The following is a 26,509-nucleotide window of genomic DNA, read 5'->3' as shown; positions in this document are numbered from 1 at the left end:
AGCTGGTGTCATTAATTGTGGTTGTTTTTGCTGTCGCTGTAAAGAAAAAGGCTGCTAAATGCAGCCTTTTCCAGTTAAGCCTGTGTTAGGCTTCAAGCTCTTGCTCAGTAAATACACTGGTAAATAGTGGGCTGGTCAGGTAACGCTCTGCTGCGCTGGCTAAAATAACCACAATATTTTTACCAGCAAATTCAGGTAGTTCTGCTAGTCGTGCTGCGGCAACAACGGCTGCGCCAGATGAAATACCGGCCAGAATACCTTCTTCTTTCATTAACCGATGCGCCATGGCAATGGCATCGTCGCTGCTAACTTGTTCTACCCGATCAATTAAATCAACGTCTAAAACTGCTGGAATAAAGCCTGCACCAATACCTTGAATTTTGTGTGGGCCAGGCTTAATTTCCTGACCGGCTTTAACCTGGCTAATTACTGGCGATTCTGCTGGTTCAACCGCGACGCTGACTAAAGGATGTTGCTTTTCTTGTTTAAAAAAACGGCTAACACCGGTAATAGTGCCGCCGGTGCCGACGCCAGCTACAAACACATCGACCTGACCGTCTAAGTCATTCCAAATTTCTGGACCAGTGGTTTCAAAGTGAATTTGTGGGTTGGCTGGGTTATCGAACTGACCTAAGATAAGGTATTTATCCGGATTAGACGCCTGAATTTCTTTGGCTTTTTCAATCGCACCTTTCATGCCTTTCGGGCCTTCGGTCAGTACCAGGTTAGCACCGAGCGCTTTTAATAGTTTACGGCGCTCTAAGCTCATGGTCGCTGGCATGGTCAGCGTGAGTTTGTAACCGCGGCTGGCCGCCACAAAGGCTAAAGCAATACCAGTGTTACCTGAGGTAGGCTCTACCAATTCTTTATCTGCTGTTAAGATACCGCGTTTTTCTGCATCCCAAATCAGCGCGGCACCTAAACGGCACTTTACACTAAAGCTTGGATTACGTGCTTCAATTTTGGCATACACATTGGCACCCTTAACCACCCGGTTTAATTTGACCAGTGGGGTACGACCGATAGATAAGGTGTTATCTGCATAGACATTAGCCATAAAAAACTCCAGAATTAGATAATATTGGTTATAAGCATACGCACCTGCGTAAAAAAATGAAGTAGTATTTGGCTATAAGTTATAGCTGTTTTGACTTTTGCCTGAGGATTTAACATGGCGTTTCAAAGTACCGAAAATTATATTGTCTCTGCGGAGTTAGCATTAGCGGTTAATGCCGCTGTTACCTTAGAAAAGCCATTACTGATAAAAGGGGAGCCCGGTACCGGTAAAACCCGGCTGGCCGAGGAATTGGCGCAGAGTTTGGGGGCTGAACTGATCCAATGGTATATAAAATCGACCACCAAAGCCCAGCATGGTTTATATGAGTACGATGCGGTATCACGGCTGCGCGATAGCCAACTCGGTAGTGAGCGGGTGCAAAATATCGCCAATTATATTAAGCCGGGTAAGCTCTGGCAGGCCTTTACTGCTGCGAAGCGGCCTGTGCTACTGATAGACGAAATTGATAAAGCTGATATTGAATTTCCCAACGATTTGCTGCACGAGCTGGATCAGATGCGTTTTTATGTGCATGAAACCGGCGAACAAATTATTGCGGTGGCGCGACCTATTGTGATCATCACCTCGAATAACGAGAAAGCTCTGCCAGATGCCTTTTTACGCCGCTGCTTTTTCCACTATATCCGCTTTCCGGATGCTGAGGTGCTTAGGCAAATTGTTGAGGTGCACTTTCCACAAATTCGCCAGCAGCTGCTAAGCACGGCCTTAGAGATATTCTTTGAGCTGCGTGAGTTACCGGGTTTAAAGAAAAAGCCCTCTACCTCGGAATTACTGGATTGGCTAAAACTGCTGCTTGCGGAGCAAATCCCACCGGAAGTATTGCAACAACAGCAACAACAAGGCGGTTTAATGCCGATGTTTGGCGCCTTGCTGAAAAACGAGCAGGATGTACAACTGGTAGAAAAGCTGGCTTTTATTGCTAAGCGGCAAGGACGCTAAATGCTGGTTGATTTCTTTTTTATGCTGCGTAAATACGGCCTGAAAAGCAGTATCACCGAATTACTGGACTTATTAAAGGCGTTGCAGCAACACGTGGTGTTTGCTGATACCGAGGCTTTCTATCATTTATCGCGCCTGATCCTGGTAAAAGATGAAAGTCAGTATGATAAGTTTGACCGGGCCTTTGCTGACTATTTTGCCGGCGTCGCCGAGGTGGATTTAGCCAGCCGTATTCCTGATGATTGGCTTATGCCGGATCTTATCCGCACGTTGTCAGAGGAAGATAAAGCCGCGCTAAAGGGCTTAGGTAGTTTAGAAGAATTGCTTAAACAATTGCGTGAGCGTTTAGCTGAGCAGCAAAAACGCCACGCCGGCGGCAATAAATGGGTGGGTACCGGTGGCACTTCGCCATTTGGCGCCTATGGGTTTAATCCCGAAGGGGTGCGTATTGGCCAGCAGGGCAGCGGGGCGCGCCGAGCCGTTAAAGTATGGGATAAGCGGGAATTTAAAGATTTAGACACTAATAGCGAGCTAAATAACCGCAGTATCAAGTTGGCGCTGCGGCAACTTAGGCGTTTTGCCCGCAGTGGTGCGGCCACAGAGCTGGATTTAACCGGCACTATTCAGGCAACCTCAGAGCAAGGCTATCTGGATTTACGTTTTGTACCGGAAAGGCATAATGCAGTAAAGGTGCTGATGTTTTTTGATGTTGGCGGCTCGATGGACGATCATATCGAATTATGCCAACAACTCTTTGCAGCGGTTAAAACCGAATTTAAGCATCTGGAGTTCTATTATTTTCATAATTGTGTGTATGAAGGGGTTTGGCGCAATAATCAACGCCGCTATACCGAGCAAACCGCGTTGCAAGATGTGTTGCATACCTATGGCAGTGACTATAAGCTAATTTTTGTTGGCGATGCCACCATGGGCCCGTACGAGATTGATTACCCTGGCGGCAGTGTAGAACATTGGAATCAGGAGCCAGGCCGGGTATGGTTGGAACGTTTATTAGCGCAATTTCCCAAAGCAGTATGGCTTAATCCGCAGCCTGTACAGTGGTGGCAACATTATCATTCAATTAGTATTATCCAGCAGATTATGCAAAAGCGCATGTACCCGCTAACGTTAGACGGTTTAAGCAACGCCATCAAAACCTTAACCAGCTAACTGGTCAGACCCAACTCCGGTACCGGACCGACCAGTTGCAGGCGTTTTGCTAAGGGTGTAGTGAAAAAAGTGATAGAGATTGAGCGATGATAGAACCTGAATTAGCGGTGATTTTATTAAATGCCACCCTGGTTGTGCTGGCGTATTTTTGGTTTTACCCACGAGTTGCCGGTGCTAACTTGCAAAAAGTGGCACTCTTTGATCTATTAACAACGGCAATTGCCTTGCTTATTGTTGGGCTGAAATTTTGGGGCTCGGGCTACCAGTTCGAACTTGTGGGTTTTCACTTAAACTGGTTTTGGTTTACCTTATTGACGTATCTGGTGTTGGAGATCCCGCTGTCGTTTTGGTATTTAAAGCGTTACCGGTAGTAAGGTTGCTTTAGTGAGTTGGCTGACCGGTTTTCCTGAAAAAGCGCTTGCCACCGATTTGGCTACAGTGTTAAGCGCTGCCTCTAAACTCGGTGTTAGTCCTCGTCGTTTTCGGCTTGCTGGCGGGCTTTACGATCCTGCATCTCGGTAAAAGCCGCATTGATTTCATCCAGCACTGCGTTTAAATCGACTTCACGCTCTTCTTCAATAAAGGTGCCGGTAAGCGGTGTTTCAGGATTAAGATTACCCGCTTCAAATAATGCCCAGATTTCCTTAGCATATTGGCTGCTTGCCAGCTCGGGCGCAAACTGTGCATAGTACTGAGTGATATTATCGACATCGCGGGTCAGCATCCACTGCGCGTTGTTATTCGCTGCAGCATCAACGGCTTGCGGCAGATCGATAATAACGGGCCCTTGCTGGTCTTGCAGCACATTAAATTCTGACAAATCACCATGCACCAGACCAACGGCTAGCATACGAAGTACATCCTGCATCATGGTTTTATGATCGCGCCGGGCTTGTTCAGCCGTGAGCTGAATATCGTTTAAGCGCGGTGCCACATCACCATCTTCGTCAACAATCAGCTCCATCAGTAACACGCCATCATAACAGCCGTAGGGAGTTGGCACGCGGACACCAGCGTCAGATAGCTTATATAACGCATCTACCTCAGCATTTTGCCAGCTTTCTTCGGCTTGTTCCCGCCCAAAACTGGAGCCTTTCTCCATCGCTCGGGCGCGGCGGGAGCTGCGGACTTTACGACCTTCCTGATATTGCACGGCTTTTTTAAAGCTACGCTGGCTGGCGTCTTTATACACTTTGGCACAGCGAATCGCCTCGCCACAACGTACCACATAGACCGCCGCCTCTTTACCACTCATCAGTGGCCTGAGTACTTCATCCACTAATCCCTCATCGATTAGAGGTTGCAGCCGTTTTGGCGTTTTCATTCCACACCTATACTGTTCATGTCATACCTAAATTGTGCGTAGCTGGTCAGACCGGTACCGGAGTTAGGTCTGACCAGTTTTTAGAGTTCGAGGTAGTGCGGCCAGCCAAGTAGCGGGCTTTGCAAACCGTGTTTATGTTCAAAGGCATCCAGTTTTTCAGGGGACGCCTCGGTTTGTTGTAATTGCTGATAATCACGGCAAAAATGCAAGGTACGCAGCAAGGCAGGGACGAAATGCTGGCCCAGATCCTGACGAATGGCTGCCGCGTTATCGGCCGGTAGCTCACTGAGCACGGTTTCGGTTTGCATTATTAAATAAGCTTCGCTAAACCAATGTTCCGCCAGCGTAATTTGCCGCAGCCGCTTTTTAAGATCTTGCTTTACCTTATCACCAGCGGTTAATGCACGATACAGCACCACTTCAGCCAGCACTTCCTCTAAGCTAAAATGCTCAAATTCATCAAATACCTGGCGTTGATAAAATTGTTGCCGTAGTAATTGCATGGCATGCAGACGGTGATGCTCCGTGAGAGCCTGCTGATAAGCTTGCCAGCCTGGCCAATCTTCGGCTTGTGGTGGACTAGAAACCTGTGCCAGCAATTGCTCGTCTACCTCACCATACAACGACGCCTTGCCAGTGCTTTTCCGGCTGACTGCGGCAAGCATACTCCAACCCTTCTGAAAGGGCTTAACCAGGCCTTCCGGAGCCAACAGCAATTGCAGGGCTTTTTGCTGATCCTGCTCACTCAGAGCGAGTAAACCCAGGCTAACAATGCCAATCACATCATGCGCGGCTTGCTCCAACAGATGCATTTTGTACTTGTTGTAAAATTTATCGGCAAACTTCAGGCTCATTAATACCGCTTTGCATTTAATTTGACTTAGCTGCTCTGCGCTTAAGGTGTCTTCGGCTTGTGCCTGATAAATCACCTTACTTAAAAACGGGCCTTGCTGGGTATCACGAACAATTAACTGCATCCGATTGATCCCTTAATCCAGAAAACTGAACATATCGTCCACTTCGGCAAATTCATCTTCTACCTGGTTTTTCTCTTTCGCTTGCATCACCAGCTCAGTGGCAAATTTACTGATAATACCTTCCCAGCCCGACTTTTCATTGCGAATAAGGGCTTTTATTGCGCTTTCCACACCAGGCGTGAGCTGACGGATCAGGGCCAATAAGCTTTTCGGATCGTCATAACCAATATTATGCGCATCTTCTGTTAGTTGGCGTTCGGTATAACTTTCAGCTTCTTCTAAGTGCTCTTCATCTTCGTACAGTTTATCTTCCCAGTAGTTCTCGTACTCGAGAATTTCACCGCGATAAATCTCAATAAAAGGAATAGATAAATAAAACAAACCTGCTGGATCTTCGGCAATACATTCCAGAATTTCCGCTTGTTTCTCTTCGTTGTCCTGAGTGCGAATAAGGTAAGTTAAAAAATCAAAAGTATGCTGTTTTAATTCTTCGGCATTGTTTTTGATTTTCTCTTCCCAATACAGCGGCTGCTGGCAGACGATATCGCGGATTTTCTCCGGCGTCATTAGCTCCGAAATAATGGAAGGGAAAGACAAATCGTGCTGACTGTTCATTTGCGTCAGGGTGACAATATCAATTTGTTCAATCACTTCGCCCAGTTGTTCATCACTCATGGTATTGGCAATAATTTCAAAGCGTTTGCTGGCTTGTTTCGGTTCTATTACGGCCAGCTCTTTAATTTCAGCAACGGCAATCGCAATTAAATCAGTACTCACTGTTAGTTCTCCCGGTTAAAGCGAATTTCATCGTATTGATCGTCGTAGCCTTCTTCGTCTTCATCTTGCTCATCGTCGTAGTCGTCGCCTTGATAAGCCTCTGCGTCATAATCTGCTTCGTCGTTCTCATCATCTAGATCGTCTGCTGCTTTTTTAGCGGGTATAGCTTTATCCTGTGTCAGTAAATACAGCGCAGCACAGGCTTCAATTAAGGTGTTTTCAGAGTAATCCCGCACGGCTTTTACCAGCGGTAAATCGGCCGTATTAAAAGCGACGGCAACTTTAAACTCATCCCAGCTGGGCTGCTGGCCACTACTTAACCACTGATTCCACTTAGCACCTGTACCCGGCGGAAACTTTACCCGGCCAAACAGCGCCATGGGTAAATACTCAGGCACCGATTCCAGCATTTCAGGATCGCTTAGCAATACCGCTTTCATTTTACTGGTAAATTGCTCCAGTGCTTTGGGGTTTTCCGGATCGCTGTACGAGTCAATATTATCCCGTGCATCGGTATGTAGTGCACGAATTCTGGCTAAATTAAGTTTGCTTGCCATGTTGGCCTCACGCATAAAATTCGTCCCACAGCTCGCGCATAGCGGCAGTGGGATCGGTAACAATTACATTATTAAAGTCTTTTAAAAAAGCACTGCGCTGCTTGGGATCAGACAATACCTCATAGGCGGTTTTAACCCGCTGCAGCTGACTGGCGGCCTGCGCATGTTCTTCTTCTGATAAACCATGCAGTTTATCTGGATGGAATTTATTCGCTAAGCGTCGATAGGCTTTCTTTACTTCGTCATCACTGGCATTGGATTTAACGCCAAGTACCCGAAAGTGATTAATCATGCTGTGATCCTGTAGACACGGATAGATGAATCTAAACAAAGGCAGATAATAGCAGATCTGTCTCACGCTTGGCAGCGCCCGATGTAAATCTTCGGCTTTATCGGTATTTTAGGGCTTATACCGGAATTAGCGCTTGAGAAAACGCCCGGCAAACGCCATTATATAGCGGTATCAATACGTGCGTCAGGTTTAACACCGTTGCCGTATTGATAGTCTGCAACAATGAGGTGTTATGCGCTGGTTAAGCGGTTTCGCGATACTATTTTATTTAAGCTTATTGTGTACGCCGCAAGCCTTTGCGCTGCATGATGCAAATGTATCACCGCTGGCCGATAGTCAATTGCAGGCAGTGCAACCCGCGCTGCAGCAGCACCTGCCTAACCAGACAAATGATCAAGAAGATCCGCACGCCGCTGCGTTAATTGCTGCTGAACAGCGGTTTACGCTAAGTCTTGAACAGCCGATAGCTGCCTTTTCGCCTAATCTAGAGAGTCGCAATCGGTATAAGACCCGGCAGGCGCGCGCACCACCATACTTCCTCACACTCTGATCAAATCCAGGCTTATCGCCACGGGCAGTGACACGTTTACTGAAAAAGTCAGCAAACGCGAATACTGCCTAACAGATTAAAATGTTGATTATATCGCTGCAACAGTCTTGCTGTTGCGGCCTGTGAGGATGTTATGTTGAACCAAAACTCCTGGTGGCGTTATATGCTGGTAGTCGGCATGCTATTGCTAACGCTAGTGTACGCTCTACCTAATTTGTATCCAGCCGATCCTGCCTTAAATATTAGCGCTAGCCGCGGCGGTAGCGTTGCTGAAGAAACCCATCAGCAACTTGTTACTGCCTTAGCGGCAGACGGTATTTCCTTAAAAACCTCGGCCTTGGTAAATGGCCAGTTGCTACTGCGCTTTCACGATACTGAAGCGCAATTACAGGCCCGGGAGCGGGTTGCGGCAACCTTGGGTAGCAACTACGTAACAGCACTTAATTTAGCACCGGCTACCCCCAGTTGGTTAGCGGCTATTGGTGCAACACCGATGAAGCTCGGCCTTGATTTACGCGGAGGTGTGCATTTTTTACTGGCGGTAGATATGCAGGCTGCGCTGGAGAAAAACCTGAATGATTTAACGGCACTGGTGCGAATGGAGTTACGTCAGGCGGATATTCGCTATCGCAGTGTGCAGACCGATCTTAAACAACAACAGGTAACCATCATGCTGCGGCAGGCGAATGATGCCGCCGCCGCCGAAGCCTTGTTAAAGAAAACCGATGCCGGCCTAGAGTTTAGCCGTAGTAGCGATGGCTTAGTATTACAGCTGAGCTTGTCAGAGCTTAGGCAGAAAGAGATTCGCGAATATGCCCTGGCGCAAAATATTACTATTTTGCGCAATAGGATCAATGGGATCGGCGTGGCGGAGCCGCTAGTGCAGCGCCAGGGAGCCGATCGTATCATAGTGCAATTACCCGGTGTGCAAGACACAGCGCAGGCTAAAGAAATTTTGGGGGCAACGGCGTCGCTGGAGTTTAGATTGGTTGATACCGAAAGCGACTTGGCCGCGGCCTTAGCCGGACGACTGCCAGCTCATGCTGAGCTTTATCAAAGCCGTGATGGCCGGCCACTCTTGCTGGAAAAACGCGTTATGCTGACCGGTGATCATATTACCGGTGCCAGTGCCGGTTATGATGATAGCGGCAGGCCGCAAGTGACCATTATGCTGGATGCACCAGGTAGTAGCTTACTCTCCGCCGGCACCAAAGATGCCGTGGGGCGGCGCATGGCATCGGTATTTATCGAGTATCAGGCTGGCAGCGAACGTGCGGCAGACGGTACGCCTATTTTAGTCAAACAACAGGAAGTGATTAACGATGCCACTATTCAAAGCCGCCTGGGAGGCCGCAGTTTTCAAATTACCGGTTTAAGCTCATCTGCCGAAGCGCAGAATCTGGCAAGTTTGCTTCGAGCCGGCGCTCTGATTGCCCCGATTCAGATTATTGAAGAGCGCACTGTAGGCCCAAGTCTGGGGCAGGAAAATATTAATCTGGGAATGCAAGCCATCCAATGGGGCATGCTGGCTGTTTTAGTTTTTATGGCCGTGTATTACAAAGGCTTTGGCCTGGTGGCTAATGTGGCGTTGTTGGCCAATGTGGTGTTGTTGATTGGCCTGATGTCGATGCTACCCGGTGCCACCCTTACGTTACCCGGTATGGCAGGCATAGTGCTGACTGTTGGGATGGCGGTAGATGCCAATGTACTGATTTTTGAGCGAATACGCGAAGAGCTGGCAGAAGGGCGCTCGGTACAGCAAGCGATCCATCAGGGCTATGACCGGGCCTTTGCTACTATTGCTGACTCAAATATTACTACCTTGCTGGTGGCGCTGATCCTGTTTGGTATAGGTACTGGCCCCATTAAAGGCTTTGCCGTAACCCTGGCGCTGGGCATTTTAACCTCTATTTTTACTGCTGTTATCGGCACCCGGTTATTAGTTAATGTAATTTGGGGTGGCCGCCGCGTGCAGTCACTGCCCATCTAAGGAGTCTGGCATGCAAGTCTTTAACTTTAGTAAGCCTGTTAATTTTATGCGCGTTAAAGGTGTGGCGGTGACAGTCTCCATGTTGCTGATTATCTGTTCGTTAGCCTTGTTGGCTACCAAGGGAATTAACTGGGGATTAGATTTTACCGGCGGCACCGTCATTGAGGTCAGCTTTGCGCAAGCCGCAAATTTGGGGCAAGTGCGTGAAACCTTAGGCTTAGCGGGTTTTCCTGATGCGGTGGTACAACTTTTTGGCAGCAGTCAGGATGTGCTGGTGCGGATCCCGCTACGTGAAACTCTCGCACAAAGCCAATTAGGCGATGCGGTGCTCAGTGCCTTAAATACCCAGTTTGACAGTCAGGTGACGATGCGGCGTATTGAATTTGTCGGGCCTAGCGTAGGAGAAGAATTAAAGCAAGACGGTGGCTTGGCCTTGCTGGTGGCCTTATTGGGTATTTTAGCCTATGTGGCAATGCGTTTTGAATGGCGCTTATCGGTAGGTGCCGTGCTGGCGCTGGGCCATGATGTGATCTTAACGTTAGGCTTATTTTCGTTACTGCAAATCGAGTTTGATCTCACAGTATTGGCGGCAGTGTTGGCGTTGATCGGCTATTCCATCAACGATACCATAGTGGTATTTGACCGTATCCGTGAGAGCTTTCGGAAACTACGCGACAGCACAGTCGATGAAACAATTAACTTTGCAATTACCTCTACCTTAAACCGTACCGTTATTACGTCGTTAACCACCATACTGGTATTAGTAGTGCTATTTTATATGGGCGGCGCGCTAATCCATGGCTTTGCTACGGCCCTGTTGTTTGGTATTGCCATAGGTACGTACTCTTCTATTTATGTGGCAAGTAGCTTTGCTGTGTTATTAGGATTAAACCGGGCGGACTTACTGCCGCCGCCGGTATTGGCAGAAGGCGAGGGCGCTGAGCAACAGCCGTAACGCCCTTGCTAAGCATAGAAGCTAAACATAAAAGTTAAGCATAAAAAATGCCGGCGTTATTGCCGGCATTTTTAACTAACTAACTAACGTAATCGTTAATAGCCTTGGCTATGCACATCGCGTACTGCTCGACCTGATGGGTCGGTCATCTCAGCCATCTTGGCATCCCAGGCCAGCGCTTCTGGCGTAGAGCAAGCAACTGATTTGCCGCCAGGTACACAAGCAATGGCGCCAGCATGCGGGAAGTGCTCTTCAAAAATCACCCGATAGTAATAAGCTTCTTTACTATCCGGGGTGTTTACCGGGAAACGGAAGCTGGCCGTGGCCATTTGCTGATCGGTAATTTCTTTCGCCGCATGGGCTTTTAAACTGTCAATCCAGTTATAGCCCACACCATCGGAGAACTGCTCTTTTTGCCGCCATAAAATTTCGTTTGGCAGTAAACCATCAAAAGCATGACGCAGAATATGTTTTTCCATCTTGCCGCCGCCGCACATCTTCGCTTGTGGGTTTAGGCGCATCGCCACATCCATAAACTCTTTGTCGAGGAAAGGCACACGAGCTTCAATACCCCAGGCAGACATGGCTTTGTTGGCGCGGTTACAGTCAAACATATGTAAACGATCTAACTTACGCAGGGTTTCTTCATGAAACTCTTTGGCATTCGGCGCTTTATGGAAATATAAATAGCCGCCAAAAATCTCATCAGAACCTTCGCCCGATAATACCATTTTAATGCCCATGGCTTTAATTTTGCGGGCCATTAGATACATTGGCGTTGAGGCACGAATAGTGGTGACATCGTAGGTTTCTAAGTGATACACCACATCACGCAGCGCATCTAAGGCTTCTTGCACACTAAAGTGCACCGTGTGGTGTACGGTGCCAATGGCATCGGCGACCTTTTGCGCAGCAATTAAATCTGGTGAACCTGGCAAGCCAACAGCAAAAGAGTGCAAGCGCGGCCACCAAGCTTCGCTTTGATCGTCATCTTCAACGCGGCGTTTAGCAAATTGCTGGGCAATGGCCGAGATCAGTGATGAATCTAAGCCACCGGATAACAATACGCCATAAGGCACATCAGACATTAGGTGCGTTTTTACACTGTGCTCCAGCGCCGCCTTTAACTCTGCTTCGCTGGCGGGGTTATCTTTTACTGCATCGAAGCTTTGCCAGTCGCGCTGATAGTATTTGCGCAGTTCGCCAATCTTGCTATCAAAGTAATGACCTGGCGGGAACTCTTTGATTTGTTTACAAACAGGGATTAAGGCTTTTAATTCTGATGCGACAAATAACTGGCCATGCTCATCATAGCCGTAATATAGCGGAATAATCCCCATGTGATCGCGGGCAATCAGGTAACGCTGTTGCTCGGCATCATACAAAATAAAGGCAAACATGCCGTGCAGTTGATCAATAAATTCTGCACCATGCTCCAGATAAAGCGGTAAGATCACCTCACAATCCGATTTAGTTTTAAACGGGTAGGGTGTGGCTAGCTCTTTTTCGAGCGCTTTATGATTGTAGATCTCACCATTCACTGCCAGAATGTGATTTCGATTATCATTAATCAGCGGTTGGGCACCATTTTCAGTATCTACAATGGCTAGGCGCTCGTGCACCAAAATGGCATTGTCGTCATTCCAAATACCAGACCAGTCTGGACCACGATGACGTAATAACTTAGATAACTGCAGCGCCTGTTGGCGCAATGCTTTAACATCTTGTTTGATGTCAAGCACCCCAAATATCGAACACATGATAACCTCTGATAATAATTAATTAAGAATAATGTTTGGCAGTATGCACGTCTAAACGTACTGCTTGACTGTGCCATGCCAGCAAGAAAATGCAAGGGCTTTTTTTGAAAAAATAGGCAAAAATTTCGATTTGAAGGAAATCACAGACACTAATGGTTAAAAATGCAACAAAGGTCCGTTTTACGGCGCCACTACAGTGGTCCACAGCAATTATCACCAGCAATCCTATTTTTAGTGATCTACAGCAGCTGTTTAAACTAAACGCCTGTGCAGATTGGCCTGACATCCCAGCGCTTAATGGCTGGCGCGCTGCAAAGGATTATCAGTTTGTTGATAATGCGCTGTTAGCGGCTGACGGCCGCTATTATGAACATTTCATCTTTGAGACTCAGCAAATCCCCACCCGGGCAGAAAACTGGCATGATTTTTTTGGTGCCTTGATTTGGTGTTTATTTCCCAAAACCAAAGCCTTATTAAACCAGCTGCATATGGCGGAAATCGCTGAGCATGGTCAACAGCAACGCAGTAAGCTGCGTAATAAGCTCACGTTGTTGGATGAGTGTGGGGTGCTGGTTTGCCTGGAGCCAGAGCAGCTAGAACACAGTGAGTTATTGCGCCAGCACCAATGGCAGCAGAGTTTTGTAACAAAACGCAGTGACTGGTGGCAAGGCGTACGGCCTGTTATTTTTGGCCATGCTATTTATGAAATGGCCACCATGCCTTTTATTGGTTTAACCGCTAAATGTTGGTTTATGCCTGTACCTGCTGGTTTTGGCCATTGGTCTTTAACAGATACTTACACTTTTTTAGATGAAAAACTGGCTCAACAAATTGCTAACACCAGCTTACTGCTTGATAATCAGCAGCTAACACCTTTGCCACTGCTCGGTATTCCGGGCTGGTATGCTGCCAATAGTGAGCATAGGTTTTATAGCAACGTGGAGTATTTTCGGCCAAAAAGAACGGCACAACAGGGCAATTAACGCAGGATAGCCAGATGATAGAAATTAAAAACTTACAAAAAGCCTTTTCTTTAACTAAAAGCAATAAGTTATCTGACACTGAAAAACAGGATGTGCGCTATAGCAATAAACAGTTTTTGTCCGTGCGTAATGTCAGTTTTCATTGTGGCCCAGGTGAAGTGTTAGGTTTACTTGGTCCCAATGGAGCCGGTAAAACGACTACCTTGCGCATGCTATCAACAGCATTGAAGCCGGACGATGGCTCGGTGTTAATTAACGGCGTTGATGTGTTAAAAGAGCCGGTAAAAGCCCGTAAACAGATTGGCTTTTTATCAGCGGATACCGGTCTATACGGCAAGCTAACGGCTTATGAAAATATCGCCTATTTTGGCCGCTTGCATGGCATGAAAGAAGCCGCGTTAAAACAGCGCATTGATGAGCTCTTTACCATGCTGAATATGCACGATTTTGCCAATCGCCGTGCAGATAATATGTCCACCGGTATGAAGCAGAAAACCGCTATTGCCCGGGCGGTAGTGCACTCACCTAAGGTGGTTATTTTAGATGAGCCCACCACCGGTCTGGATATTATGACAGTGCAAACGGTACTGGATTTTATTAAAGGTTTAAAAGCAGCCGGTACGCCGGTTATTTTCTCAACCCATCATCTGGATGAAGTGGCAAGCCTTTGCGATCGGGTGGTGGTGATTGATAAAGGGATTAGTGCTTTTTCTGGCAGTTTGGCCGAGTTTAGCGCGCTATCCGCTGACGGCGATCTTCGCGACGCCTTTTTGGCTGTGTTACAGCAACAACCTACAGAGCAAGGAGCCGTCTAATGTGGCAGGTGTATTTAAAAGAATTAACTGAGTTAATGCGTGATCGCAAAACGCTGATTTTTGTCATTTTACTCCCTATTTTTATCTTTCCGGTGATTTTCGGCATTATGGGGCTGGTGCTGTCCTCTACTACAGCAAAAGCCATGCAAGAACAGCACAAGTATGTGATCGTTAATGGTGAACAAGCTCCCGAGTTTGCAGAAGCTTTGTTTTATCATAAAAACTTTAAGAAAGTGGAAACGGATTTAAAAGATCCTGCTGAGTTAATCGCGGCGATTCGTGCGGGCGATTTTGCGGTAGCGGTAGTGATTCCGGATGATTTTAAAGATAAGCAACACGCCGTTGAACAGAGCCAGTGGCAGCTTATTTATAATCAGTCTAGCCAATTAGACTTTATGTCACGTTATTTCAATGAGCTGTTAGAGAACTATACGGGCCAATTACAGCGGCAATCGCTTAGCGCTCTGGGTGTTGATCCGGTTAAATTAACCGCCATTTTAAAACCCGTTTCTGTCGAAAAAGTTGATACCGCGGCGAAAAGGGAAAATCTGGGTGAAAAATTCGGTGCCTTAATTGCTTACATCTTAATTCCGCTGTGCTTACTGGGCGCCTCTTATCCTGCTATTGATATGGGGGCAGGGGAGAAGGAGCGTGGCACCTTGGAAACCTTGTTAATTTGCCCGGTAAGCCGCTCGGCTATTGTGCTTGGGAAATTTTTAACGGTGTTAAGTACCGGCTTGGCTGGGGCGCTGATTACGGTAGCAAGTTTTGGCATTTGGGGCGCTGTGATAGGGTCTTTTGCCGGCTTTGCGGTAGTACAAGAAGCGATGGGCGCAATTTCTGCACCTGAGCTTTTAATGATTTTCCTAATGATAGTGCCGACCTCAGCAATTTTTGCGTCTTTATTACTGGCCATTTCTATTTACGCCAAAACGTTTAAAGAAGCGCAAAATTATATGAGTCCTTTAACGATCTTAATGTTTGTGCCTTTAGCAGCAGCCATGATGCCAGGTGTAGAATTGACGACTAAAACGGCGTTAATCCCAGTGATGAATGTGGCGCTGGCAATAAAGGAGCTGATTAAAGGCACGGCTGATGGCGGCATGATAGCGCTAATTTTTGGGGCTACCGTGGCGCTGGCGGCTGCATTAATAGCCTTTTGTGTGCATTGGTTCCAACAGGAAAAGGTATTATTCCGCTAGAAATTTCATCAATGAGTATTGATAACGATTCGCAATAATATTATTATAGCGCGGTATTCAGCAATGAGACCGCGCTATGTATATCTGTATTTGTAAAGCTGTAACTGACAAAGCAATTAAACAAGCTATTGCCAATGGCGCAGACTCGGTCCGTGAGTTAAAAGCTCAGCTCGGTGTGGGTAGCCAGTGTGGTAAATGTGTTTGTCAGGCCTCGCAAATATTACACAACGAATTAGTGAAGCAACACCAACTTATTGATCAACTTGCCAAACCAGCAGCCTAAGTCTCGGTACTTAGCGATGCTCTCTTGAATAATATGCTGTGCACCCGTGCTTTTTCATTCTCATTCAGTCAAATTCCAGCCATAATAAGTTTTAGTCATTTGCAGTTGCCTGTTACAGCGCCTTTGCCTAAGCTTTTACGCTGGCTAAAATGGTACTGCCTTATTTTTTAACCGTGAGTTCCAGGAGTATTGATGGACCAGATTAAGCAGGTTGCGATTGTTGGCGGCGTTCATGGCAATGAGTTTTCGGGGATTTATCTTGTCCGCCAGTATTTAGCGAAACCAGAGCAAGTTCGCCGCGCCAGCTTTAATACCGAAGCCGTGTGGGCCAACCCGGAGGCGCATTATGCGAATAAGCGCTATTTGCATAGCGACTTAAACCGTCAGTTTAAAAATGTTGATTTGGCCAATCCCAGCTTAAGCAACTACGAACAAAGCCGTGCCAAGGTGTTAAATGCGCAGCTTGGGCCTAAGGGCAATGCCCGTACCGATTTACTGATTGATCTACATAACACCACCAGCAATATGGGGGCCTGTCTTATTTTAACGCAAGCGGGGCCTTTTTATAATCAGCTGGCCGCTTATGTAAAAATGATGATGCCGGAAGCCATTATCTCGCGCGACGAAGATCACTTTGCGGCAGAAGATCATGCCTTAATGTGTACTTTAGGGCGTTATGGTGTGTTGGTGGAAGTTGGACCGCAGCCGCAATCGGTGCTCAGACAAGATGTATTAGAGCTAATGCATACCATGACACAGCATATTTTGGATTTTGTTGAGCTGTACAACACCAGCAGTTTACCTGCGCTGCCAACACAGACAGAGGCCTTTCGTTACTTGCATAGTATTAAGCTACCCATGAACGAAAAGGGGGAGAGGATAGGGATGGTACACAAGAATGTGCAGGATAGGGATTATCAGCCGATTTACCCCGGCGATCCTATTTTTACCTTGTTTGATGGCACTGAAATCTCTTACGATGGTGACGAGGTTGTTTATCCTACTTTTATTAATGAAGCCGCCTACTACGACAATAATTTAGCCATGTCATTAAATGAAAAGATTATTATCGAATTATAAATCTGGCCGCTTACTCAATAGGCTCATGTTTTAACGCAAGGAAGGGCGGTATGAACACAGCACGGCGCATGCAGGGTGTAAAGAGCAGCCTTTTAGGTTTGATGTTATGTTTTACCAGTATGCTCGACTTTGCGTATGCCGAGCCGAAGCAGCTGCCTTGTCAGGATCCCGCTTGTAATACACCGGTGCTTTTTTTAACAGAGCACAGTTTACCGGGTATTTTCCTGGATCAGGATGCCAAGCTGAGCGGTGCAACGGTCGATTTAGTGCAAGAGCTGGTACGCCGTTTACAGCTGCCAGCCGATTATCATTTATTACCCTGGGCCAGAGCAATGCAGCGCGCCCAACAAAGCCCGCGTAGTGTGTTATTTGAAACCGTGCGTACCCCAGAACGTGAGGCGCTATTTCATTGGGTTGGCCCCATTAAATATTACAATATGATGCTATATGGCTCGGAGCAGTTTCTTAATGTTACGCCAGCGAATTTAAGCCACAGCGCAGTGGCCTGTGGCTACCGTGGCGCCTCATACAATACGGCATTACACGACTTAGGTTTTGTGGAAGGGACTAATTTAGTACTGGTAACACGTGCCGGTGACTGCGTAACTATGGTGCAGCTGGGGCGGGCAGACATTACCCCGTTAAATGAATATCGCTACGGCAGGTTATTTCAGTTAAATGAGCTGCGCTTGATGCCATTACAGCCTTTGCGTGAAGTGGAGTTGTATTTGGCCCTGTCACTGGATTTCACTGTTGAAGAGGTCGCGTTGTGGCAGCATACCTTAGAGCAAATATATCAAGATGGAACATTGCGTACGCTTTATCAGAATGTCTTTCCTGAACAAATTATTGTCAAACTGGAACAGCTTGCCGCTAAATCAGACTAAACAGCATCCGAGTTTACTGTTAGTTAGCGGCTGCAGCATCGGGCTGGTGAACACCTATAACTGGGTGTAATGTGCCTTTTTCTGAATTAATTCAATAGCGTAGTTATCTGGATCCCGCACAAAGGCAATTTCAGTTGTGCCGCCTTTTACCGGACCCGGTTCACGGCTAATGACGCCACCTTTGGCACGGATTTTATCGCAGGCTTCATAGACATTGTCTACTTCCAGCGCAATATGCCCAAAAGCATTGCCCAAATCGTAGCTGTCGGTGCCCCAATTATAGGTAAGCTCCAGCACTGCCTGGCTGCTTTCATCACCATAGCCAACAAAGGCCAGCGTGTATTTATACTCGGTGTTTTCAGATTGGCGAAGTAATTTCATGCCCAGCACTTCGGTATAAAAGGCGATAGATTTTTCTAAATTCCCCACGCGTAGCATGGTGTGTAAAATGCGCATAGTCGCTCCTATTCGGTTTTTTCTTTAAATTCGCAAAGATCTTCAATAATACAGCTACCACAGCGCGGCTTACGGGCGATGCAGGTATAACGACCATGTAAAATTAGCCAATGGTGTACATCGAGTTTAAATTCGGCGGGGACTACCTTCAGTAACTTCTGCTCCACCTCATCCACGTTTTTGCCGGCGGCCAGTTTAGTACGATTAGAAACCCGAAAAATATGGGTGTCTACCGCTATGGTGGGCCATTTAAAGGCGGTATTCAGTACCACATTGGCTGTTTTACGGCCTACACCGGGCAGGGCTTCCAAGGCTTCACGATTTTCCGGTACCTCACCGTTATGTTTTTCTACTAAGATACGGCAGGTTTTAATCACATTTTCCGCTTTAGTATTAAACAAGCCGATAGTTTTAATATAGTGTTTTACCCCGTCAACCCCTAAATCCAGCATGGCTTGTGGGGTACGGGCGTTAGGAAACAACAGCTTAGTGGCTTTATTTACCCCAACATCGGTCGCCTGTGCCGATAGTAGTACCGCAATTAACAACTCAAAAGGCGAGCTGTATTCTAATTCGGTGGTTGGGTGAGGATTGGCCGCCCGTAAGCGGCTTAACATTGCAATGCGTTTTTGTTTATTCATTATTTGTATGCCGGTTATTGCGCGGCGCCGGTAACCCGGGCCCGGGTAATAGAACCTTTAGCGACGGCTTGTTTACGGGCTTGCCGCTGATCGATGCTGTTTTTTAGTGCTATTAATAAACCCATACCAATAAAGGCGCCTGGCGGTAGCATCGCCAGGAGAAAATGATTGTCACTGTGAAATACTTCAATACGTAAGATTTTCGCCCAATCGCCTAATAGCAGTTCGGCACCATCAAATAAGGTACCCTGACCCAGTATTTCGCGCATTGCTCCCAGCGCAACTAATACTAACAAAAAGCCAAGCCCCATCATTAATCCATCTATGGCGGAGGGGAGTAGCGGGTTTTTCGAAGCAAAAGCTTCAGCCCGACCAATGATGGCGCAGTTAGTCACAATTAATGGCAGGAATATTCCCAGTGATTGATAAAGGCCAAAGGTATAGGCATTCATTAATAACTGGATCACGGTAACAAAGCTGGCAATAATCATCACAAAAATAGGGATTCGAATTTCATTGGGTACATGAGCCCGAACCAGCGAAACGACCATATTAGAGCCAAGTAAAACCAGTAAGGTGGCAACCCCTAATCCCAGTGCATTAGTCAGGGTGTTAGTTACGCCGAGCAGTGGGCATAGCCCCAATAGCTGCACCAGGCCGGGATTATTCTTCCATAAACCTTGTAGTGTTAGCTCTTTCATTAAACTCATGGTGATATCTCACAGTTTGCTGGCGCAGTGGCCAACTCTGGGTGTTGCTGAACGTAAAGAGCCGCACGATACACCGCGTTTACTACGGCGCGCGGTGTAATGGTGGCGCCAGTAAACTGATCGAAGTCACCACCATCTTTGGTAACTGCCCAGCGTCTGGCATCTGCCGCCGTGGCCGGTTTACCGCTGAAACTGTAGATCCAATTGCTGCGGCGCTGCTCAATTTTATCACCCAAGCCCGGTGTTTCCTGATGGCTGACCACCCGGCTACCCAGCACAGTACCATCTGGGCTTACCGCGACTAATAAATCAATATTACCGCTATAGCCATCGGGTGCGGTGGTTTCAAGCAGGTAGGCTTTAAGTTCATGGTCCTGACGCCACCGGTACACTTTCTGCCCGGCTTTGCCTAATTGCTCTGGCACATTAACCAGGGTGCAATCTGCCAGCAGCTCACGGGCATTGCTGGCGTCGGGTAAGACCTCTTGTAGGATGGCTAGCTGACTTAATAGCCGCTGCTCGGCAATCTTCGGTTGGGTCAGTTGATTTAGGCTACCAAGAATGGCAACACAAACAATAGCCACTAGGGCCAGGGCGAGGGCATTTTTACTGATTAAACGGATCATTTAGTACTGCCCTTTGCTTTATGGCCATAAGTTCGTGGACGAGTATAGTAATCGATTAACGGCACGCACATATTGGCTAGCAAGACGGCAAAAGCAAAGGCGTCAGGGTAGCCACCAAAGGTACGAATCACAAAAACGAGCGCACCAATTAAGGCGCCATAGTACAATCTGCCTTTGTCCGTGGTGGAAGCTGAAACCGGATCGGTTGCAATAAAAAAAGCTGCCAGCATGGTCGCGCCGCTGAATAAGTGGAACAATGGGCTGGGGTTAGCATCGGCCGCAGCCAGCCAGCCCAGTGCACTTAATAGGAATAAACTGACGATAACGGCAGTTGGAATACGCCAGCTAATGATCTTTTGTTGGACTAAGAATAGCCCGCCCGCCAGGTAAGCCAGATTGACCCATAGCCAGCCAGCGCCCGCAATACTTTGATAGACGGGTTTGCTATAACTTTCGGTAAGGGTTAGGCCCTGTGCCAGGTCGGTTCTAAGGGTGTCTAGCGGTGTTGCCAGAGTACTGCCATCTATCCCTTGTTGTAACTGCGTTATGCTAAAGCCACTACAACTATACTGAGTAAAAACTGCGCAAACGGCATCAAGAGGGCTTAAGGTAACGGCCTGTAAAGGCAGGGGCGGTAACCATTGCGTCATCTGTACCGGGAACGAGATAAGCAACAACACATAGGCCGCCATGGCCGGGTTAAACAGATTATTGCCAAGGCCACCGTACAATTGTTTTACAAAGATAATGGCAAAAGCGGTACCAATAACAACCAGCCACCAGGGGGCATAGGGGGGGATTGAAATTGCCAGTAAAACAGCCGTTACTAAGGCGCTATGATCGGTAAGCCTTGGTAAGATAGATTTCCCCCTAAGCCATAGCATTACAGCTTCAGCCAGCCAGGCAGTGCAAATGGCTAATACTAACTGTACCAAAACACCATATCCAAAAAACACCGCTTGTAAGGCAATACCGGGTATACAAGCAAGGGTAACCAGTTTCATCAGGCCAGCAGTACTGCGCTGGTTATGATGATGTGGTGAACTGGCAATTTTAAAACTCATTATTCTTCACCTTCTAGCTTTGCTGTAGCCTTGCGTGCTTTTGCGCGGGCAATAGCGGCAGCCACGGCAGCCTGCCGCGGGTCGATAGCTTCGTTGTTGCCTGGCTGCTCGGTATCTGAGGCGTTAGTAGTGGCGGTGTCTGTCGTAAGTGCAGCTTGTTCTTTCTTCGCTTTTGCGCGGGCAATAGCGGCAGCCACGGCAGCCTGCCTGGGATCGATAGCTTCGCTGTTGCCTGGCTGCTCGGTATCTGAGGCGTTAGTAGTGGCGGTGTCTGCCGTAAGTGCAGCTTGCTCTTTCTTCGCTTTAGCGCGGGCAATAGCAGCCGCTACAGCAGCGTTTTTCGTAGCACTGCTATCATCAGCACTTAGCGCACCTTGGGTAGGCTCATCCTGCTTGGCGCTAGCGGCTTTTTGCGCTTGATAATCACGGGCTTGCTGCTTTTTCTGCTCGCGTTCAGCCAGGATTTGCTCACGTGTTTTTTCGGCTGCGTGTTCAGCTTGCTTGGTTTTAATACGTGTGAGGGCATCAGCAACTGCGTTTGTCGCTCCGCTTTGCTGCTGGGCTTGTTCTCTAGCCGCCGCTAATTGTTGATTACGTGCCAGGCGTGCTTGTTTTTCTGCTTCTAAACGGGCATTGCGTGCTTCAAACCGGGCTTTAGCTTGTTCAGCTTTAAGCGCTTCACGTTGTTGCTCTCTGATATCTGCTTTGGCAATACGGTAGTACTGTACCAGCGGAATTTCACTGGGACAAACATAGGCACAGGCACCACACTCTATACAATCGGCCAGGTTATACTCTTGCAATTTATCATGATCTTTTGCCTTGCTATACCAAAGTAATTGTTGCGGTAACAAGGTTGCAGGGCAAGCATCTGCACAGGAACTACAACGTATACAATCAAGTTCTGGGCCGGCATCGGGTAACTCAGTCGCTGTGGGAGCGAGAATGCAGTTGGTAGTTTTCACTACGGGTACCGATAAGTCAGGCAGGGTAAAACCCATCATCGGACCGCCCATTATGACTTTTTGCCGCTGTTCTGCCTGAAAACCACAAAAATCTAGTAGTGCCGCTACGGGCGTGCCGATCAGGGCGTGCACATTTTGTGGGTGAACCAGCGTTTCTCCTGTGACGGTAACAATACGAGAGATAAGCGGGTGATCATCCAGCACGGCTTGAGCGACCGCAAACGCCGTACCGACATTCTGCATCACTATGCCAATATCAGCTGGTCGGCGTCCAGCCGGGACTTCTTTATTGGTCAGTAATTGTATTAATTGCTTTTCACCGCCTGAAGGATATTTAACCGGTACTTCACGCACATAATAGTGTTCTCGTTGGCTACAGGCGGCTTTTAATGCGGCTATAGCAATCGGTTTGTCGTCTTCAATACCTATTAATACGGCTTTCGGATTCAATAGCTTACAAAGTATATCAATACCTTTAACTATGGTGGTCGGCGCTTCTTGCATCAATGCATCATCGGCACTGATATAAGGCTCACACTCCACCGCATTAATGATAAGATAATCAACTGGTTGGCTCATGCCGGCTTTAAGGTGTGTTGGAAAGCCTGCGCCGCCCATACCGGCAATACCGTTATCCTGGATCCTTTCTAAGATGGTTTGATTATCACAACTGACAATATTCAGAGGTTGACGGGGCCGCCATTCGTCAGCACCATCAGGTTCAAGCACAATGACCGTCTCAGGCAAAGCCGATGGGTGGGGGCTGGTATGTTCGGTGATGGCGATGATAGTACCCGATGTTGGCGCATGTACCGGCACGACCATAGAGTTATCGGCAAAGGTTAATGCCTGACCTTTTAGCACCCTTTCGCCAGTTGTGATCGATAGTTGACCTGCAACACCGATATGTTGTCGCACTGGCAGATAAAGCCGGTCGGGTAGCGGCAGATTGGCTATCGGCTTGCTGCTCGTTTGCGTTTTACGTACCGGAGGATGCACGCCACCATGAAAATCCCATAGGGCGCCGGCTTGGATTTGCTGAAATAAACTTGGCACGTGCTACTCCACCAGTTTTACGGGTATGGCTTGCAGATCCCATTTCCACCGTTCCGGGGTAACCGGGATCGGTATCATATCAATACAATCAACGGGACAAGGTTCAACGCAGAGATCGCAGCCGGTACATTCTTCAGCGATAACCGTATGCATTAGCTTAGAGGCCCCTAAAATTGCATCGACCGGACAAGCCTGAATGCACTTAGTGCAACCGATACATTCATCTTCACGAATAAAGGCCACCCGCTTAACTGCCGGCTCTTGCGCTGCGTTAAGTGGCTTAGCCTCTACTCCCATAAGCTCTGCTAATTTTTTTATAGTCGCCTCACCGCCAGGTGGGCATTTATTAATATCATCGCCATTAGCAATAGCTTCGGCATAAGGGCGACAGCCAGGATAACCGCATTGACCACACTGTGTTTGTGGTAAAATATCATCAATCTGTTCGACGAGAGGATCGCTTTCTACTTTAAAACGAATAGCCGAATAACCGAGTAGGGCTCCAAATAACAAGGCCAGCACACCCAGTGCGAGCAGTGCAGTAATTAACGTCATACGGTTCTCACCAGACCACTAAAACCCATAAAAGCTAGCGACATTAAACCTGCTGTAATCATGGCAATCGCTGCACCCTTGAACGGTAGTGGGACGTCAGCGGCGGCAAGGCGCTCGCGCATCGCGGCAAATAGGATGAGTACTAAGGAAAACCCTGCTGCAGCGCCAAAGCCATACAGTGCAGAATTGATAAAGTTATGCCGCGCATTAACATTGAGCAAGGCGACGCCTAAAACCGCACAGTTAGTGGTAATGAGCGGCAAGAAAATGCCCAATAACCGATACAAATTCGGGCTGGTCTTATGCACCACCATTTCGGTGAACTGCACAACGACGGCAATAACCAAGATAAAGCTTAGGGTGCGCAAATACAATAAATCCAGCGGAGCTAATAAATAACTATCAACCAGGTAACTACAAATGGAGGCCAGCGTCAGTACAAAGGTGGTGGCAAGCGACATACCTATAGCGGTTTCTAGTTTGCCAGACACCCCCATAAAAGGGCAAAGACCAAGAAACTTCACCAGGACAAAGTTATTTACCAACACTGTGCTGACCAGCAGCAGAAGAAATTCAGTCATAAAGTTACTTAATGCCGTAGAAGGCCTATATTATGCAGTCTCAGCTACATGGATACAACCAGACAAACTAAAGGGCTTTTGCTATGCAGAAGCCCTTTGTACAATATAAAACATAAAGAATACGCCAGTTTTTAAGCGTTAGTTTAAATAGGTTGTGGCTTGCCGATATAGTAACCCTGACAACCGTCAATAAATAATGACTCCAGCATGTGCTTTTCTTCTTGGGTTTCGACACTTTCGGCTAAAACACCAACACCTATCCGGTGAGCGAGATCGATCATTAATCGCATAAAGTATTGATTGTTCTTATCTTCATCGATTTGCCTGGTGTAGCTACCATCCATTTTTATATAGTCTGGCTTTAAATCTCGGAAAAACTTAAAGGAGGTAATACCGACACCAAATTTTTCTACTGTGATCCGCGAACCGACGCGATGCAACGTATCGATAAAACGTTTACTGGTTTTCAAATTTTGCTGTAAGCCAAATTCGCTCACTTCGAAAATTAACTTAGCTGCTATGGATGCATCCTTTAGCAATCGTCTTTCCAACCAGACCACAAACTGATCATCATGGACACTTCTTGGCGACAGATTTATGCCAAAGTACTGATCTTGCATATTTTGCGTTTTAATAGTGTTGAGTGAGGTTTCAACAATTAAACGATCAATCGCAATAATTTTATCCAGCTTCTCTGCCATTGCTAAGAAAGAGGCCGTAGGTAAAATCTGGTCTTCATGTGTTTTAAAGCGCACTAAAATTTCTGAGTAGGCTCTGGCAGCGCGACTGCATGGCTGGATACTTTGCAGCAAAAGTATCAGACGATTATTGCTAAGCACATCTTCAATCACATTACGCCAATTCTGATTGCCATAGTTATTGGCTGCATTTTCTAAACCGGTAGCCTCTTTTTGCAGATGCCAGGCATTTGACTGCTTAGTTTGCGCTAAGCTAATACAGGTATCTGCAGTGGCAAGTAATTCGCCTAACGCTTTGCCATTTTCGTAACCCACTAAGCCGGTATAGGCAACAGAATCGAGCTCTGCCAGTTTTTGATATTCGTTAAAGCGGCTTTGTAATTGCTGGGCAAAATTTTCTGACTCTTTGGTTGTGACTCTGGGTAATATAATGCCAAAATCAGAGCCACTTAGCCGAAATAACTTGCTTTCTTTGTAGGTCATAGCGAGGCGTTTAATAATATCAGCAACTTCTTTAACGTACTGATCTCCCTCGTGAAAACCGCGGGTTTGATTAATGCTTTGTAATTCTGTACAACGCGTTATAGCAAAAATCCCAAATTCGGTTTGTTTTGAATCATGAATTTGTTCTTCATAGGTTTGTACAAACCTGTTGCGATTGGGGAGCTCCGTCACGGGGTCTTTATATGCTTCTTCCGCTATTTTTTGTGCTTCAGCCGCCATAATCTGATATTGCTGTTTAGTATATGTCGCTAATTTATGTAGTGAGATACCTAAAGCAGAGAATTCAACAGGTAATTTGCTGGTATCAGGTTTGAAATTACCGGCGTTCGTTAAAAAACCTTCGATTGCAGTATTTACCGCATAATTAGCCTGTTGGTATTTACGCGTAAGACTGGCTTTAATCATGAAAATAGGTAAGGCACACAACAACACAGGTATCAGCAGCAGGAAATAAATAAAATTTTGCAGCTGGCTAAGCGTCGCTTGGGGGTTCAATTCAAAGCGTACTAAGATGTCTTGCTGTTGATCGCTGAGTGTGATGGCTTGATTCTTTTGCCCGACAAGCTGCAATAAGCTATTGAAGAAGCTTGGCGATACCGCATTATTTTGTTCATACAGGATGCTGCCGTCGAAGCGTGTGACTTCTAACCGCTTAAAAGTAAAGCTGCGTTCTAATTGTCGGCTTAGAGATTTACCATCGGCTGTGATATGGGTGCTTACTATCTGTTCAATAGCATTTCTAGTTTGTGATTCTTGCAAAGCTAACAAGTTCTTACTGTACAACAGGAATGAAAACAGCAGAATAATTGTTATTAATAACGCGCTAACCAGCTGAGCAATAAGCAGAGTGCGAAAATTCTTCATAGTTGCTAACCACCAGATTTATCTAAGCTCTGATTTCGAGAGCTTTAGTATAGCTTTTTACGGCTGATAATGATGAGTATTTAAGCAAAAAAAACCTTAAAAATAAATAAATAACGTTAATTTGGCTAATTTATGCAAAGTGTACGATAGGATTAATTGCAAAGCAGAGA

At 46.9% G+C, this 26,509-nt stretch carries 28 protein-coding genes; 12 read left to right on the top strand and 16 right to left on the bottom strand.

Translation table 11 applies throughout. From position 1 onward, the window contains the following. Window positions 1-85: 85 nt before the first annotated feature. On the bottom strand, window positions 86-1,057 hold the full coding sequence (gene cysK, locus IE163_RS08010; RefSeq protein ID WP_189432039.1) for a cysteine synthase A: 972 nt from the start codon (window positions 1,055-1,057) through the stop codon (window positions 86-88). A 114-nt stretch (window positions 1,058-1,171) separates the two neighbouring features. Here cysK and IE163_RS08005 point away from each other — a divergent pair, with 114 nt between their 5' ends. The 3 genes from IE163_RS08005 (at window position 1,172) to IE163_RS07995 (ending at window position 3,558) form a co-directional block, all read left to right on the top strand. Further along, complete coding sequence (locus IE163_RS08005; RefSeq protein ID WP_189432037.1) at window positions 1,172-2,017, top strand: AAA family ATPase; 846 nt, start codon at window positions 1,172-1,174, stop codon at window positions 2,015-2,017. Continuing rightward, window positions 2,018-3,187 (top strand): vWA domain-containing protein, encoded by a 1,170-nt coding sequence (locus tag IE163_RS08000; RefSeq protein WP_189432035.1) that lies wholly within the window; start codon window positions 2,018-2,020, stop codon window positions 3,185-3,187. It begins immediately after the preceding gene. Between the two features lie 86 nt (window positions 3,188-3,273). Next, entirely contained in the window at window positions 3,274-3,558 is a 285-nt protein-coding gene (locus IE163_RS07995; protein WP_189432033.1) for a hypothetical protein, read from the top strand. A gap of 95 nt (window positions 3,559-3,653) precedes the next feature. Here IE163_RS07995 and IE163_RS07990 read toward each other — a convergent pair whose 3' ends face one another. From IE163_RS07990 to atcJ, 5 genes are all read right to left on the bottom strand, one after another. After that, window positions 3,654-4,511: a PA4780 family RIO1-like protein kinase gene (locus tag IE163_RS07990; RefSeq protein WP_189432030.1), complete on the bottom strand. Its 858-nt coding sequence runs from the start codon at window positions 4,509-4,511 to the stop codon at window positions 3,654-3,656. Between the two features lie 80 nt (window positions 4,512-4,591). Then, on the bottom strand, window positions 4,592-5,488 hold the full coding sequence (gene atcC, locus IE163_RS07985; protein ID WP_189432028.1) for a cold adaptation protein AtcC: 897 nt from the start codon (window positions 5,486-5,488) through the stop codon (window positions 4,592-4,594). A 12-nt stretch (window positions 5,489-5,500) separates the two neighbouring features. Continuing rightward, a complete protein-coding gene (gene atcB / locus IE163_RS07980; RefSeq protein ID WP_189432026.1) occupies window positions 5,501-6,265 on the bottom strand; it encodes a cold adaptation protein AtcB in 765 nt (254 codons plus the stop codon). A gap of 2 nt (window positions 6,266-6,267) precedes the next feature. After that, window positions 6,268-6,822, bottom strand: a complete 555-nt coding sequence (gene atcA / locus IE163_RS07975; protein ID WP_189432394.1) for a cold adaptation protein AtcA — start codon at window positions 6,820-6,822, stop codon at window positions 6,268-6,270. A 7-nt stretch (window positions 6,823-6,829) separates the two neighbouring features. Then, window positions 6,830-7,114, bottom strand: coding sequence for a cold adaptation protein ActJcold adaptation protein ActJ (gene atcJ / locus IE163_RS07970; protein WP_189432024.1), 285 nt, complete (start codon window positions 7,112-7,114; stop codon window positions 6,830-6,832). Between the two features lie 232 nt (window positions 7,115-7,346). Between atcJ and IE163_RS07965 the strand changes: the two genes are divergently transcribed. From IE163_RS07965 to secF, 3 genes are all read left to right on the top strand, one after another. After that, window positions 7,347-7,664 (top strand): hypothetical protein, encoded by a 318-nt coding sequence (locus IE163_RS07965; protein WP_189432433.1) that lies wholly within the window; start codon window positions 7,347-7,349, stop codon window positions 7,662-7,664. 133 nt (window positions 7,665-7,797) lie between these two features. Continuing rightward, on the top strand, window positions 7,798-9,654 hold the full coding sequence (secD, locus tag IE163_RS07960; RefSeq protein ID WP_189432022.1) for a protein translocase subunit SecD: 1,857 nt from the start codon (window positions 7,798-7,800) through the stop codon (window positions 9,652-9,654). Window positions 9,655-9,664: 10 nt separating this feature from the next. Continuing rightward, window positions 9,665-10,609, top strand: a complete 945-nt coding sequence (secF, locus tag IE163_RS07955) for a protein translocase subunit SecF (RefSeq protein WP_189432020.1) — start codon at window positions 9,665-9,667, stop codon at window positions 10,607-10,609. Between the two features lie 95 nt (window positions 10,610-10,704). On the opposite strand, the gene asnB is transcribed toward secF, so the two are convergent. After that, entirely contained in the window at window positions 10,705-12,369 is a 1,665-nt protein-coding gene (asnB, locus tag IE163_RS07950; RefSeq protein WP_189432018.1) for an asparagine synthase B, read from the bottom strand. Window positions 12,370-12,521: 152 nt separating this feature from the next. Here asnB and IE163_RS07945 point away from each other — a divergent pair, with 152 nt between their 5' ends. The 6 genes from IE163_RS07945 to IE163_RS07920 all read left to right on the top strand — a co-directional run bounded on the left by IE163_RS07945 (window position 12,522) and on the right by IE163_RS07920 (window position 17,619). Next, entirely contained in the window at window positions 12,522-13,352 is an 831-nt protein-coding gene (locus IE163_RS07945; RefSeq protein WP_189432016.1) for a DUF3025 domain-containing protein, read from the top strand. A gap of 14 nt (window positions 13,353-13,366) precedes the next feature. Further along, the gene (locus IE163_RS07940; protein ID WP_189432014.1) at window positions 13,367-14,167 is read left to right on the top strand and encodes an ABC transporter ATP-binding protein; all 801 of its coding nucleotides are present in this window, start codon (window positions 13,367-13,369) and stop codon (window positions 14,165-14,167) included. Beyond that, entirely contained in the window at window positions 14,167-15,369 is a 1,203-nt protein-coding gene (locus tag IE163_RS07935) for an ABC transporter permease (RefSeq protein ID WP_189432008.1), read from the top strand. The genes IE163_RS07940 and IE163_RS07935 overlap by 1 nt, the downstream gene beginning before the upstream one ends. 76 nt (window positions 15,370-15,445) lie before the next feature. Continuing rightward, entirely contained in the window at window positions 15,446-15,652 is a 207-nt protein-coding gene (locus IE163_RS07930; RefSeq protein WP_189432007.1) for a bacterioferritin-associated ferredoxin, read from the top strand. A 192-nt stretch (window positions 15,653-15,844) separates the two neighbouring features. Beyond that, window positions 15,845-16,732 carry an aspartoacylase gene (locus IE163_RS07925; protein ID WP_189432006.1) on the top strand — a complete coding sequence of 296 codons (888 nt, stop codon included), beginning with the start codon at window positions 15,845-15,847 and terminating at the stop codon, window positions 16,730-16,732. Between the two features lie 50 nt (window positions 16,733-16,782). Then, window positions 16,783-17,619, top strand: a complete 837-nt coding sequence (locus tag IE163_RS07920; protein ID WP_189432003.1) for a substrate-binding periplasmic protein — start codon at window positions 16,783-16,785, stop codon at window positions 17,617-17,619. Between the two features lie 54 nt (window positions 17,620-17,673). Here the strand turns inward: IE163_RS07920 and gloA are convergent, their stop codons facing one another. The 9 genes from gloA to IE163_RS07875 all read right to left on the bottom strand — a co-directional run bounded on the left by gloA (window position 17,674) and on the right by IE163_RS07875 (window position 26,339). Continuing rightward, complete coding sequence (gene gloA / locus IE163_RS07915) at window positions 17,674-18,075, bottom strand: lactoylglutathione lyase (protein WP_189432002.1); 402 nt, start codon at window positions 18,073-18,075, stop codon at window positions 17,674-17,676. Window positions 18,076-18,083: 8 nt separating this feature from the next. Beyond that, on the bottom strand, window positions 18,084-18,716 hold the full coding sequence (nth, locus tag IE163_RS07910; protein ID WP_189432000.1) for an endonuclease III: 633 nt from the start codon (window positions 18,714-18,716) through the stop codon (window positions 18,084-18,086). A gap of 14 nt (window positions 18,717-18,730) precedes the next feature. Then, window positions 18,731-19,426, bottom strand: a complete 696-nt coding sequence (locus tag IE163_RS07905; protein ID WP_189431992.1) for an electron transport complex subunit E — start codon at window positions 19,424-19,426, stop codon at window positions 18,731-18,733. Further along, complete coding sequence (gene rsxG / locus IE163_RS07900) at window positions 19,423-20,052, bottom strand: electron transport complex subunit RsxG (protein ID WP_189431990.1); 630 nt, start codon at window positions 20,050-20,052, stop codon at window positions 19,423-19,425. Before rsxG ends, IE163_RS07905 begins: the two co-directional genes overlap by 4 nt. Then, window positions 20,049-21,116 carry an electron transport complex subunit RsxD gene (gene rsxD, locus IE163_RS07895; RefSeq protein WP_189431988.1) on the bottom strand — a complete coding sequence of 356 codons (1,068 nt, stop codon included), beginning with the start codon at window positions 21,114-21,116 and terminating at the stop codon, window positions 20,049-20,051. The genes rsxG and rsxD overlap by 4 nt, the downstream gene beginning before the upstream one ends. Further along, on the bottom strand, window positions 21,116-23,137 hold the full coding sequence (gene rsxC, locus IE163_RS07890) for an electron transport complex subunit RsxC (RefSeq protein ID WP_189431986.1): 2,022 nt from the start codon (window positions 23,135-23,137) through the stop codon (window positions 21,116-21,118). The genes rsxD and rsxC overlap by 1 nt, the downstream gene beginning before the upstream one ends. Window positions 23,138-23,140: 3 nt before the next feature. Further along, entirely contained in the window at window positions 23,141-23,692 is a 552-nt protein-coding gene (gene rsxB / locus IE163_RS07885) for an electron transport complex subunit RsxB (protein ID WP_189431984.1), read from the bottom strand. After that, window positions 23,689-24,273, bottom strand: a complete 585-nt coding sequence (rsxA, locus tag IE163_RS07880) for an electron transport complex subunit RsxA (protein ID WP_189431982.1) — start codon at window positions 24,271-24,273, stop codon at window positions 23,689-23,691. The genes rsxB and rsxA overlap by 4 nt, the downstream gene beginning before the upstream one ends. 143 nt (window positions 24,274-24,416) lie before the next feature. After that, complete coding sequence (locus IE163_RS07875) at window positions 24,417-26,339, bottom strand: EAL domain-containing protein (protein ID WP_189431980.1); 1,923 nt, start codon at window positions 26,337-26,339, stop codon at window positions 24,417-24,419. Window positions 26,340-26,509 lie beyond the last annotated feature (170 nt).

Source organism: Alishewanella longhuensis (assembly GCF_014653435.1).
GTDB lineage: Bacteria > Pseudomonadota > Gammaproteobacteria > Enterobacterales > Alteromonadaceae > Alishewanella > Alishewanella longhuensis.
Note: the sequence above shows the minus strand (reverse complement) of the source record. Positions and strands in the feature narration are given on the sequence as shown.

Coding starts and splice junctions, on each gene's coding strand:
- cysK (WP_189432039.1), bottom strand. CDS start 1,057: ATGGCTAATGTCTATGCAGATAACACCTTATCTATCGGTCGTACCCCA.
- IE163_RS08005 (WP_189432037.1), top strand. CDS start 1,172: ATGGCGTTTCAAAGTACCGAAAATTATATTGTCTCTGCGGAGTTAGCA.
- IE163_RS08000 (WP_189432035.1), top strand. CDS start 2,018: ATGCTGGTTGATTTCTTTTTTATGCTGCGTAAATACGGCCTGAAAAGC.
- IE163_RS07995 (WP_189432033.1), top strand. CDS start 3,274: ATGATAGAACCTGAATTAGCGGTGATTTTATTAAATGCCACCCTGGTT.
- IE163_RS07990 (WP_189432030.1), bottom strand. CDS start 4,511: ATGAAAACGCCAAAACGGCTGCAACCTCTAATCGATGAGGGATTAGTG.
- atcC (WP_189432028.1), bottom strand. CDS start 5,488: ATGCAGTTAATTGTTCGTGATACCCAGCAAGGCCCGTTTTTAAGTAAG.
- atcA (WP_189432394.1), bottom strand. CDS start 6,822: ATGGCAAGCAAACTTAATTTAGCCAGAATTCGTGCACTACATACCGAT.
- atcJ (WP_189432024.1), bottom strand. CDS start 7,114: ATGATTAATCACTTTCGGGTACTTGGCGTTAAATCCAATGCCAGTGAT.
- IE163_RS07965 (WP_189432433.1), top strand. CDS start 7,347: ATGCGCTGGTTAAGCGGTTTCGCGATACTATTTTATTTAAGCTTATTG.
- secD (WP_189432022.1), top strand. CDS start 7,798: ATGTTGAACCAAAACTCCTGGTGGCGTTATATGCTGGTAGTCGGCATG.
- secF (WP_189432020.1), top strand. CDS start 9,665: ATGCAAGTCTTTAACTTTAGTAAGCCTGTTAATTTTATGCGCGTTAAA.
- asnB (WP_189432018.1), bottom strand. CDS start 12,369: ATGTGTTCGATATTTGGGGTGCTTGACATCAAACAAGATGTTAAAGCA.
- IE163_RS07945 (WP_189432016.1), top strand. CDS start 12,522: ATGGTTAAAAATGCAACAAAGGTCCGTTTTACGGCGCCACTACAGTGG.
- IE163_RS07940 (WP_189432014.1), top strand. CDS start 13,367: ATGATAGAAATTAAAAACTTACAAAAAGCCTTTTCTTTAACTAAAAGC.
- IE163_RS07935 (WP_189432008.1), top strand. CDS start 14,167: ATGTGGCAGGTGTATTTAAAAGAATTAACTGAGTTAATGCGTGATCGC.
- IE163_RS07930 (WP_189432007.1), top strand. CDS start 15,446: ATGTATATCTGTATTTGTAAAGCTGTAACTGACAAAGCAATTAAACAA.
- IE163_RS07925 (WP_189432006.1), top strand. CDS start 15,845: ATGGACCAGATTAAGCAGGTTGCGATTGTTGGCGGCGTTCATGGCAAT.
- IE163_RS07920 (WP_189432003.1), top strand. CDS start 16,783: ATGAACACAGCACGGCGCATGCAGGGTGTAAAGAGCAGCCTTTTAGGT.
- gloA (WP_189432002.1), bottom strand. CDS start 18,075: ATGCGCATTTTACACACCATGCTACGCGTGGGGAATTTAGAAAAATCT.
- nth (WP_189432000.1), bottom strand. CDS start 18,716: ATGAATAAACAAAAACGCATTGCAATGTTAAGCCGCTTACGGGCGGCC.
- IE163_RS07905 (WP_189431992.1), bottom strand. CDS start 19,426: ATGAGTTTAATGAAAGAGCTAACACTACAAGGTTTATGGAAGAATAAT.
- rsxG (WP_189431990.1), bottom strand. CDS start 20,052: ATGATCCGTTTAATCAGTAAAAATGCCCTCGCCCTGGCCCTAGTGGCT.
- rsxD (WP_189431988.1), bottom strand. CDS start 21,116: ATGAGTTTTAAAATTGCCAGTTCACCACATCATCATAACCAGCGCAGT.
- rsxB (WP_189431984.1), bottom strand. CDS start 23,692: ATGACGTTAATTACTGCACTGCTCGCACTGGGTGTGCTGGCCTTGTTA.
- rsxA (WP_189431982.1), bottom strand. CDS start 24,273: ATGACTGAATTTCTTCTGCTGCTGGTCAGCACAGTGTTGGTAAATAAC.
- IE163_RS07875 (WP_189431980.1), bottom strand. CDS start 26,339: ATGAAGAATTTTCGCACTCTGCTTATTGCTCAGCTGGTTAGCGCGTTA.